The sequence below is a fragment of the Sphaerisporangium sp. NPDC049002 genome, from assembly GCF_040649355.1.
Taxonomy (GTDB): domain Bacteria; phylum Actinomycetota; class Actinomycetes; order Streptosporangiales; family Streptosporangiaceae; genus Sphaerisporangium.
In genome coordinates, this window is the sequence record NZ_JBEZFH010000237.1 from 1 (window position 1) to 10,792 (window position 10,792).

8 protein-coding genes are annotated in these 10,792 nt (G+C 73.6%); 1 reads left to right on the forward strand and 7 read right to left on the reverse strand.

Annotated elements, in window-relative coordinates; all coding sequences use genetic code 11:
• The 7 genes from AB0B89_RS31230 to AB0B89_RS31260 all read right to left on the reverse strand — a co-directional run.
• On the reverse strand, positions 1–522 hold a 522-nt coding region (locus AB0B89_RS31230), incomplete at its 3' end, for a condensation domain-containing protein (RefSeq protein ID WP_358559966.1).
• The gene (locus AB0B89_RS31235; RefSeq protein WP_358559968.1) at positions 519–1,754 is read right to left on the reverse strand and encodes a 2-oxo acid dehydrogenase subunit E2; all 1,236 of its coding nucleotides are present in this window, start codon (positions 1,752–1,754) and stop codon (positions 519–521) included. The genes AB0B89_RS31235 and AB0B89_RS31230, both read right to left, overlap by 4 nt.
• Positions 1,751–2,764 (reverse strand): transketolase C-terminal domain-containing protein, encoded by a 1,014-nt coding sequence (locus AB0B89_RS31240; RefSeq protein ID WP_358559970.1) that lies wholly within the window; start codon positions 2,762–2,764, stop codon positions 1,751–1,753. Before AB0B89_RS31240 ends, AB0B89_RS31235 begins: the two co-directional genes overlap by 4 nt.
• Complete coding sequence (locus AB0B89_RS31245; RefSeq protein ID WP_358559972.1) at positions 2,761–3,750, reverse strand: thiamine pyrophosphate-dependent dehydrogenase E1 component subunit alpha; 990 nt, start codon at positions 3,748–3,750, stop codon at positions 2,761–2,763. Before AB0B89_RS31245 ends, AB0B89_RS31240 begins: the two co-directional genes overlap by 4 nt.
• On the reverse strand, positions 3,747–5,087 hold the full coding sequence (locus AB0B89_RS31250) for a glycosyltransferase family 4 protein (RefSeq protein WP_358559974.1): 1,341 nt from the start codon (positions 5,085–5,087) through the stop codon (positions 3,747–3,749). Before AB0B89_RS31250 ends, AB0B89_RS31245 begins: the two co-directional genes overlap by 4 nt.
• The gene (locus AB0B89_RS31255; RefSeq protein ID WP_358559976.1) at positions 5,087–6,385 is read right to left on the reverse strand and encodes a glycosyltransferase; all 1,299 of its coding nucleotides are present in this window, start codon (positions 6,383–6,385) and stop codon (positions 5,087–5,089) included. Before AB0B89_RS31255 ends, AB0B89_RS31250 begins: the two co-directional genes overlap by 1 nt.
• Positions 6,386–6,393: 8 nt before the next feature.
• Positions 6,394–6,717 (reverse strand): phosphopantetheine-binding protein, encoded by a 324-nt coding sequence (locus AB0B89_RS31260; protein WP_358559978.1) that lies wholly within the window; start codon positions 6,715–6,717, stop codon positions 6,394–6,396.
• A gap of 379 nt (positions 6,718–7,096) precedes the next feature.
• Between AB0B89_RS31260 and AB0B89_RS31265 the strand changes: the two genes are divergently transcribed.
• Complete coding sequence (locus tag AB0B89_RS31265) at positions 7,097–10,783, forward strand: amino acid adenylation domain-containing protein (RefSeq protein ID WP_358559980.1); 3,687 nt, start codon at positions 7,097–7,099, stop codon at positions 10,781–10,783.
• Positions 10,784–10,792 lie beyond the last annotated feature (9 nt).

Below are 10,792 nucleotides of genomic sequence, written 5' to 3' on the forward strand. Positions count from 1 at the left end.
CGAGGTCGACGTCCTGGCCGTCCACCCGCTTGATCTCGCTGAGCGCGTACGCCATCGCCGACTGCATCCGCACGCCGAGCACGTCGAGCTTGAGCTGGCGACCGCGAGCCTTCGCGCCGTCTCCTCGCCATCGGGGTCGCAGGTGAGGTCGACCACCGTGAGAGGCGCGTCCAGCGAGCCGAGGATCATCTGGCGGGGCTCACCTCCCGCGTTCACGAAGAGCGTGCGCAGCGCCTCGTGCCGCTCTGTCAGGCCGGTCAGGGCCTTGGCCAGGGCGCCGAGGTCGAGCGGCCCCGACAGGCCGAGTCCCAGGGTGACGTTCGGCGCGGCGATCTGGCGGTCGGTCTGGGCGGCCAGCCAGAGCCGCCGTTGCTCCGGAGAGCATTCGAGCAGGCCCGCGTCGCGGGGCACGACGGGGATGGTGTCGCCGGCCGGTCGCCTGCGGGCCGCGAGCAGCCGGGCGACCAGTTCCTGGCGATGGGAGGAGAGCCCCTCGACCCGTCCGCGCAGCTCTTCGCTCATGCCGTGCCACCGTCCTTCGCGGAGGAGCCGGGGGACGCCAGGGCCTCGGGGGAGGCGAGGGCCGTGCGGAGGGCGTCCAGGAACAGGACGGCGTCGCGGCCGTTCACGATCCGGTGGTCGAACGCCACGCCCAGGTAGACCACCTCCCGTACGGCGAAGCCGCCCGCGCCGTCCGGGACCACCTCCTGCTGCGGCGCGGCGAGCGACAGCGCGCAGGCGTGCCCGGGGAAGATGATCGGCACAGCCAGCACCACACCGGGCTCGTTGTGCAGCGTCACGACGATGTTGGCGCCCTGGAGGTCGTGCTCGCGCAGATCACCGCGCATCGCGCTCATACGGTAGGTCATGAGGTCGCGGGAGACGTCCTCCAGGGAGCGTGCCGAGGCGTCCCTGACGACGGGGATGACCAGCCCCTTGCCGACGTCGAAGGTGACGCCCACGTGCGCCGCCGCCGGCAGCCGCACGGTGCGCGCGTCGACCGGGGAGGCGAAGAAGAGGGGGAACCGCCCGTGCAGCGACCCCACCGCCGCGACGAGCAGTTCGGGAAGGCCGACCAGCGTGCGCAGGCTCCTGGTGAGCGCGCGGCCGGCCGCCAGCGCCGCGCCGACGTCGACCTTCATGACGGTGTACGCGGCCGGGATGGTCCGATGCGACAGCTCCACGACCGCCGCGGCACGCTGTTGCGCGCGGGACAGCGGCAGGTCGGTGGCCCGCTCCGCTTCCCCGTGCTCCTCCGGGACGGGCGGCTCGGCCCGCTCCCGGTGGGCCTGAGGTACGGCCGTGAGGGCGGGGCCGGCCGCCGGGGAGAGCTCCTCGATGTCGGAACGGCGGATGATCTTCTTTCCGAGGCCGCGCACCCGCTCGGGGCCGATCCCCAGCTCGTCCATCAGGGCCCGCGCCGGAGCGGTGATGACGGGTTCCCCGGGATCGGCGGGGGTCTCAGGCCCGGCCGACGGGGCTTCCCTGGCGTGCTCGCGGGCCGGGGGAGTCCGCTCCTCCTCGGTAACGAACAGCCGGGCGATGACCTGGCCGGGCTCGCAGTCGGCCCCCTCCGGGAGGTGGTGGCCGAGGACGCCCCCGGCCTCGGAGACGATCTCCTCGGCGGCCTTGGAGGTCTCAAGCACGGCCAGCGGCTCGCCGGCCCGTACCGTCTGGCCGTCCTTGGCGACCCACTCCACCAGCACGTACTGGGTGTCGTTGTTGTTCAGTTTGGGGACGCGCACGTCGGTCATGCCAGGGCCTCCAGGACGGCCTCGCGGATGGTGGTGTCCTGGATCAGGACGTCGCGTTCCAGGTGGAGCGCGGTGGGGACCACGTCCGGCGCCGAGTGGACCACGCTCACCGGCAGAGGGAGCGAGCCCCACAGGTGGCGGTGCAGCCGGTGGGCCACCTCGCTTCCCCAGGTGCCTCCGGCGGTGCTCTCCTCGGCCACGCAGACGAGCCGCGTCCCTTCGAGCAGCGGCAGCAGCGGCCCGGGGTCGAACGGGTAGAGCCGGGCGGGCACGAGGAGCTGGCAGGTGATCTCGTCGTTCAGCAGCAGGGCCCGCATGGCGGAGAGCGCCCGGTGCGCGACCCCGCCGGGCGCGATCAGCGTGCAGTCCGGCTCGGACCCGTCGCCGAGCCTGACGCGGGCGACGTACGGCGGCGGCCCGACCAGGTCGAACGTGAACAGGTCCTCGACCTCTCCCTGCTGGTAGGCGCGCCGCGTGTACAGGACCTTGTCCTCGAACAGCAGGCAGGGCTCGCCCAGGGACAGCAGGTGGGGAAGCAGCTCGCGGGCGTCGTGGAAGGGGCTCATCTCGAACACCGACAGCCCGGGGATGCCGATGAAGTGCTTCTGCAGGCTCTGGCTGTGCGTCGGGCCGTACCCACGCCCGCCCCCGGTCGGGCAGCGCACGACCAGGGGGATCTCGACGCGCCTGCCGTACATCATGGTGGACTTGCTCGCGAAGTTCAGCAGCTGGTCGAACGCCAGTCCCGCGAAGTCCGCGAACATGATCTCGACGATGGCCTTGTCACCGGCCAGCGCGAGGCCCGCGCCGACGCCGACGATCCCGCCCTCGCTCAGCGGGGTGGCCATCACGCGCGAGCCGTACCGGGTGGAGAGCCCCTTGGTGACCTTGAAGGCCCCGCCGTACGGGTCGACGATGTCCTCGCCGAGCACGTGGACGCTCGGGTCGTCGGCCATCACCTGGTGCAGCGCCTGGTTCAGGTTGTCGACGATCCGCTCCGCCCGCGTCACGGACGTTCCCCGGCGGACGAGCGGGCCGCGGCGCCGGTGGGCCGGGCGACAGGGGGCCGGGCGACGGGAGGACGGGCGACGGGAGGCCGGGCCGCGACCTCGGTGGCGACCCGCGCGACCAGCTCGCGCTGGCGGGCGTCGATCCGGGCGAACTGCTCGGGGAACGCCTCCGCGTACGCCCGGTGCCAGCCCGACCGCTCCGCGTGGAGCCGTTCCTGCTCCGAGCGCGTGTCGTCCCCCTTGCTGTGGGGGCCGATGCGGTGGGCGGCGAACTCGACGACCAGCGGCCCGGAGGTCTGCCTGACCGCCGTGACCAGCGGTCCGAGCTCGTCGCGGATCCATGCGAGGTCGACGCCGGCGAACCGCTGGTGGCGGATGCCGAACGCCTCCGCCCGCGCGGCGACCGTGCCGGCCAGCTGCGCGGCCGTCGGCGTGGACTGGGCGATGCCGTTGTTCTCCACGACGACGAGCAGCGGCGCCCGCCACAGCTGCGCCATGTTGAGCGCCTCGTACACCGAGCCCTCGCCGAAGGTGCCGTCCCCGATGTACGCGCAGGCGAGCCCGCCGTGGGTGGTGCGCTTGAGGCGCAGCGCCACGCCGACGGCGACAGGAAGGCTCTCGCCCTGCACCCCGGTCGACAGGAACCGCTCGTGGTAGATGTGCTGGCTGCCGCCCACGCCTCCGCACAGCGCGCCCTCGCGGCCCATGATCTCCGCGAGCAGCCCGTGCGGGTCGGGGTAGCGGGCCAGGAAGTGGCCGTGCCCCCGGTGGTTGCTGAAGACGAAGTCGTCCTCGCCGAGCAGCGGGCTCAGCGCGACGGGGATGTGCTCCTGGCCGAGGCAGGTGTGGGTGGTCCCGTTGAGGGCGCCCCGCTCGAACAGCTCCAGCAGGGTCAGCTCGAAGTGGCGGATGAGCAGGAGCCGTTCGAGGTCCTCGTCGCCGACCTTGGCCACAGGCGACCTCCGCGCCTGCGCGGTGCCGATCACGATGAATGGTCTCCTTGGTCGGGGACGGTGCCGGGCGGAGGGGGTGCGGCGTGGACCGCCAGCCGGGCGGCCAGTGCCGCCCGCCGTTCGGGGGTGAGCGCCCTGGCCCTCGGCCGGTCGGCGGCGGGGGTGGCGGGCGCGGGCGTCAGCTCGCCGAGGTAGCGCTCCAGCGCCCCCTCGTCCAGCGAGGCGACGAAGGACGTGGCGGCCTCCCGCGACAGCCTGCCCAGCTCGCGGCGGTGGCCGGGGTCGGACAGCAGCCGGTCGAGCGCCTCCGCCCACGGCCGCGCGTCCTGCTCGGGGACGACCGGCACGGGCCGCGCGTGGGCCCCGGCCTCGTACCCGGTGATGGGCCGCACCGGCAGCAGGTACGGCACGCCGAGCTTGGCCTCCGACAGCCCGCCGACGTCCGAGGCGAGCACGGGGATGCCGCGCAGCATGGCCTCCACGGCGGTGTAGCCGAACGTCTCGTCCCACAGCGAGGGCATGACGAGGACCTTGGTCATGGCGAGGATCACGCCGATGTCGTCCGCGGGCTCGACCAGCCTGATGTTGGGCCGGCTGTGGAGCGCGTCGAGGTCGGCCCCGGTGGCGCCCCAGGTCGGCACGGCCAGGAAGGAGGTGTCCGGGCGGGCGTCGGCCAGGGCCAGGAATATGGGCAGGCCCTTGTACGCGCAGGGGTTCACCATGGTCACCGCCCCCTCGTCGCCCGAGCCCGAGCCCGAGCCCGAGCCGGGGCCGGGGCCGGTGACGGTGACGGGGTCGCCGTACACCTGCGGATAGATCAGCTCCGACTCGATGGGGCCCCACTCGCGCAGGTGGTCGCGTGCCGCGCGGCTGACGGCGACGACCCCCGCGGCGGCCTTGACCAGGCGCGTCCCCGCGGCGCTCGGGTAGAACGCTCCAGGGCCGAAGGGAAGCTGCTGCAAGGTGTGCGCCAGATAGACGACCCGGCCCGGCGTCGCCCGCGAGGCGGCGCCCAGCATGATCATGCCGGGGTCGTCGGACGGCACCAGCGTCCAGGACGGGTCCAGGGCCGCGGCCACGGCGCCGACCTCGCGGGCCAGCCGCGAGGGGGAGACGACGGCGTGCGCCACCACCCCCTCGTGCTCGTAGGTCACCGACTCGGCGCTCACCGAGCGGATCGCCGCCCCGAGGCCTTCGAGGTAGGACAGGTGCCGGTCGAGGGACGTCTGGCGGAGCGCGCCTGACATGGGGGCGACGACGTGGCACTCGTGGCCCCGGGCGGCGAGCTGCTCCATCAGGATGCGGTTCGACTTGTTCGCCCCGCCGTGGGTCGGCAGGTGGAACATGTTCTGGGCGAGCAGGATCCGCATCACGACCCCCGCCGGGCGAGCCGCCCGCGCAGGCGTTCCGCGACGACGCGCCGCTGTTCGGCGGACAGGTGGTCGAGCCGCCGGCGGATGCCGTCGGCGGGGGTCTCGGTGGCGGGCGCCTCCAGCAGCGCCGCGATCCGCCCGGCCGCCTCGCCGAGCGCCGTGTCGTAGAGCGCCGCGTCGTCGCGGGGCCCCCCGGGCTCCCCGGCCTGAGAAGGGCGCTCGATCTCCTTGGTGAGGAGCGCCGAGACCTCCTCGGGCGTCCAGCGCGGTGCGGGGAGCCAGGAGGCGAGGCCGAGGCGTTCGAGGCGTTCGGCGTTGTCCGGCCTGTCGACCCCGTGGGCGAGGATCACCTGCGGGGTTCCGGCTCTGAGCGCGCGGCTCAGGGTGCCGATGCCGCCGTGGTGCACGAGCGCGGCGACCCGGGGCATGACGGCGCGGAAGGGCAGGCGCGGGTACCAGCTCACGCCGGGAGGCAGCGGGTCGGGAGCCAGGTCGCGGTGCCGTACGACGAGCAGCACGGGACGTCCGGCGAGCCTGCCGCCCTCGACGGCGGCCGTGTAGAACTCCCGGTGCAGCATGCGGCCGGTGCCGCCGGTCACCAGCACCGGCCGTACGGGCCCGTCCAGCGTCGCGTCCAGTCCCGGGGGGAGCGTGTCGTCCTGGTCGTCGTCGGGGAGGGGGAAGCCGGTCAGCCTGACCCGGGCCGGGGAGCGGGCGCCCGCCCGGTCGAACCAGCGCGGCCACAGGCCCAGTTCGAGCCGGGCCGAGGCGAACCAGGCGTCCCAGTCGGCGGCCGGGTCGAGCCCGAGCTCCCGCCGCACCCGGACGATGCCGTCCGCGAGCAGGTTCCTGTAGGCGTGCAGGGCGCCGCGCGCGGCCATGAGCTGGATCGGCGCCACGGCGACCCAGGCGGCGGGGGCGCCCAGTGCCTCCGCGGCGAAGAGCACCGACAGCGCCGAGGTGTGCCGCCCGACGAGCACGGTCCGGCCAGGGCGGTGCCGCGCGGCCAGGGCGCCGAACTCCAGGGTCATCTGCTCGTACAGCCCGTTGCGCTCGTAGAACTCCGGCCAGCCGAGGCCGTCCAGCAGTTCGGGCGTGTCGGCCAGCGTCCGCTCGAACGCCGCCTGGGTGTCGATGGCGACGAAGTCGAGCCCGGCGCGGGCGGCGTGCCCGGCGTAGTGGGCGTGGGTGAGGAGCGTGACGTCGTGGCCGCCGGCGCGGAGCTCCCGTCCGAGCCGTACGAACGGCAGCACGTCGCCGTCGGTGCCATGGGTCACCAGCAGCATGGTGGCCATGAGGGAGGTCAGTCCTCCTCGGCGAGGAGGGCGAGCACGTCCTCGTCGGACAGGCTCTCCAGCTCCGCGAGGAGCGCCGCGATCTCGGTGTCGTCGGCGGCTTCGAGCCGGCCCCGGTCGATCGCCCTGGCCGCCTCGGCGATGGTGAAGTCGCCCGTGAACAGCAGGTCGACGGGCAGCTCGATCCCGTAGGTCTCCTGGACGCGCGCGAGGAACCTCACCATGGTCAGCGACTGGCCGCCGAGTTCGAAGAAGTCGTCGTCGACCGAGCCCGGCGTGACGCCCAGCAGCTCGGCCCACATCGCGGCGACCGCGGTCTCCGTGGCTGTCACGCGACCCTCCACGCGGTGTTTCGGGCGGTTTCGGGCGTGCCCGGCAGGAGCGAATGCGTCACTGAACCTCCAGCACGGGGTTTCGTGGGGGTTTGGTCAGGTGGGAGCGCTCCCACACCCTAGGGACCCGGCCGAACAAGTGTCAAGAATGACAAAGCTTTTGTGAGGATCTGGACACATCGTTGTCATTGAATATCCCGCTATAACGGCCATTCCGGACGAAACGTGTATGACATCTTGACGCCGCCAAAGCGCAATCTCTAACCTGTCGGCCTTGGGAGCGTTTGCACCACGCCTTATGTGATTTCGCTTTGGACGCGCGCTTGTCTGACGGACAAGAGCCCTTTCACCGCCGCGGTCCGGCAGAGGTACTGACGCAATGCGCGAGCCCACGGAAATGATCCCCCTATCGTTCGGCCAGGAACGGCTGTGGTTCCTCGACCAGCTCCGCCCAGGGGACTCATCGCATCATCTCTTCACGACGTTACGGCTCATCGGCCCTCTCGACGTCCGGGTGCTCGAAAGGGCGCTGACCGAGGTGGTCGCGCGGCACGAGCCACTTCGCGCGCGGTTCCCCGCGAGGGATGGCGGGCCGGTCCAGGTGATCGACGCCCCCGCGCCGTTCCCGCTGGAGTACGCCGAGCTGACCGCCGGCCAGGTGTCCGGATACCTCGCTGAGCGGACGAACCGGCCGTTCGACCTGGCCGCCGGGCCGCTGATCCGCGCGAGCGTGGCCCGCCTCGGCCCCGCCGAGCACGTCCTGTGCCTGGTGGTCCATCACATCGCCTGCGACGGCTGGTCGCTGAAGCTGCTGCTCGACGAGGTCGCCCGGCTGTACGCGGCGTTCGGGGAGGGCAAGCCTTCGCCGCTGCCGCCCCTGCCCGCGCGCTTCGCCGACTTCACCCGCTCACAGCGGGCGCCCGAGCCCGCGGGAGCGGCGGGGACGGGCGTGCCGGCGGAGTCGCTGGAGTACTGGAAGGCGCGGCTCGCCGGGACGCGGGCCCTCGAACTGCCGGCGGACCGCCCGCGGCCGGCGCTGGCCACGACCAACGGAGCCGCCCTGGTCGTCCCGCTCCCGCCCGGTCTGATGGACGGAGTGCGCGGGCTCGCCGCCGGTGAGCGGTGTACGAGCTTCATGGTGCTGATGGCCGCCTACCAGGCCCTTCTCGCCCGCTACAGCGGCCAGGACGACCTGTGCGTGGGCTCGGCCATCGGGGGGCGCGACCGGCTGGAGTACGCCTCCCTCGTCGGCTTCTTCGCCGGCACCCTCGTGCTGCGGGGCGACCTGTCGGGCGACCCCACCTTCCGCGAGCTCCTCCAGCGCACCCGTGCCGCCGCGGTCGGGGCCTACCGGCACCAGACCGTGCCGTTCGAGCTGCTGCTGAACGAGTTGGGCGTCGAACGCGACCTCAGCCGCGCCCCGCTGTTCCAGACCATGCTCGTGCTGCACGACATGGGGGAGACGCGGCTCGCCCTGCCCGGCGTGCGGGCGGAAGTGATCGACGCCGGGTACCACCAGGTCCACCACGACCTGGTCGCCGACGTGTTCGGCGAGGGCGACGACCGGCGGCTGATCCTCACCTACAACACCGACCTGTTCGAGCCCGGCACGATCGCCGGGTACGCCTCGGCCTTCCTGTCCCTCCTCTCGCGCGCCGTCGCCGACCCTGGCCTACGGCTGTCGCGGCTGCTGGATGTAAAGGAGGACGAGCGGCGGCGGTCGCTGGCCCGGGGCGAGGGCGCTGAACTGGAGATCCCCGGCCTGCCCACGGTGGTGGAGATGTTCTCGGCCCGTGCCGCTGAGACGCCTGGCGCGGTGGCGGTGGTCCAGGGCGGGGTGGAGCTGTCGTACGCGGGGTTGGAGGGGGTCGCGTGCGGGGTGGCGGCGCGGTTGCGGGCGGCGGGGGGGGGGGGGGGGGCGCTGGTGGCGGTGTTCGCCGAGCGTTCGGCCCGGACGCTGGCCGGGTTCCTTGGGACGGTGGCGACGGGGGCGGCGTATCTGCCGTTGGATCCGGGGTATCCGCCCGATCGGATCGCGATGGTGCTGCGGGATTCGGGCGCCGGGGTGGTGCTGGCCCAGCGTGATCTGGTGGACCGGCTCCCGGCGCACGATGCCGAGCTGGTGGTGCTGGACCCCACCGGCGACGACGACCAGGCCGAGGCGGGGACCCGGCTCACGAGCCTCGCGAGGCCGGGCGATCCGGCTTACGTGCTGTACACCTCCGGCTCGACCGGACGTCCCAAGGGCGTGGTCGTGGCGCACCGGGCGCTGACGAATTTCCTGGCCGCGATGCGGGAGTCGCTCGGGTCCGGGCCCCTGGACCGGTGGCTGGCGGTCACCTCGCCGTCCTTCGACATCTCCGGCCTGGAGATGTACCTGCCGCTGGTGACCGGCGCGCGAGTGGTGATCGCCGATCCCGGCGTGGCCCGTGACGGCGCGGCCCTGGTGGACCTGATCGAGCGGTCCGGGGTCACCCACGCGCAGCTCACCCCGTCAGGATGGCGCGTCCTGCTGGACGCCGGCTTCGATGGCCCGGCGGTGACCGCGCTGGCGGGCGGGGAGGCGCTGCCGCCGCCCCTGGCCGCCGAGCTGCGCTCACGGGTGGGGCGGCTGTGGAACATGTACGGGCCGACCGAGACCACCATCTGGTCCACCGCCTGGCAGGTCCCGCGAAGCCCCGCGAGCGTGAGCATCGGCGGCCCGATCGCCAACACCCGGGTGTACGTCGTGGACGAGGACCTCGGACTCGTGCCCGACGGCGTCCCCGGCGAGCTGGTCATCGGGGGAGACGGGGTGGCAGACGGCTACCTGCGCCGTCCCGGCCTGACCGCGCGGAGGTTCGTCCCCGATCCGTACGGCCCGGCGGGCGGGCGGCTGTACCGGACCGGCGACACCGTCCGCAGGCGCCACGACGGCACCCTTGAGTTCCTCGGCCGATCGGACAACCAGGTCAAGCTGCGCGGGCACCGCATCGAGCTGGGCGAGATCGAGGCGGCGCTGGCCTCCCAGCCCGAGGTGCGCGAGGCCGTGGTCGCCGTGCACCGGGAGACCCTGGTCGCCTACGTGATCGGGCGGGCCGACAGGGCCGCGCTCGCCGACCGGCTCCCCGCGTACATGATCCCGGCCGTGTTCGTCCCGATGACCGAGTTTCCCCTGACCCCCAACGGCAAGCTCGACCGCAAGGCGCTGCCCGAGCCCGAGAGCGCGGTCCCTGGCCGGGGACGGCCTCCGGAGACCCCGGCCGAGCACCGCGTCGCGGCCGTGTTCGCCGAGGTGCTGGGAACCGGCGGCACCCGGCGGTTCGCGGCGGACGACGACTTCTTCGCGCTCGGAGGGCACTCGCTGCTGGCGACCAAGGTGGTCGCCCGGCTCGCAGACGCGCTGGGCGTGCGCGTCCCGGTGCGCGAGCTGTTCGCCCATCCCACGGTGGCCGGGCTCGCCGCCGTCGCCGAGCGGTCCGACGCGAGCGTGGCGCCGTACGAGCCGAGGCCGAAGGGGGCGCCGGCGCCGCTGTCGGCCGCCCAGGAACGGCTGTGGTTCCTGCACCGCTTCGATCCGGGCGACGCCTCCTACAACGTCTACCTGGTACGCAGGATCTCCGGGCCCCTCGACGCCGCCCTGCTCGACACGGCGCTCACGGGGCTCACGGCCCGCCACGAGGGCCTGCGCACCCGCTACCCGCACGACGACGGCAGGCCGCTCGCCGTGGTCGAGCCGGTGGCGCCCCTGCGGTTCGAGCGGGCCGACGCCGCCGACGAGGAGGCGGCCAGGAGGCTGGTCGGCGCGCGGGTCAACGCGCCGTTCGACCTCGCCGCCGCGCCGCCGTTCCGCGCCACGCTGATCCGGCTCTCGCCGGTGGACCACGTCGTGTGCGCCGTGTCGCACCACATCGCCGCCGACGGCTGGTCCCTCACCATCCTGTTCGACGACCTGGCCCGCCTGTACGGGGCGGCGCGGCGCGGCGTGGCCCCGGACCTTCCCCCGCAGGCCCTCCAGCCGGGCGACGTCGCCTACCGGCAGCGCCTGCGGGACGGCCGCGACGGATCGGGCAGAGGCCGCGGGTGAGCCCACCGA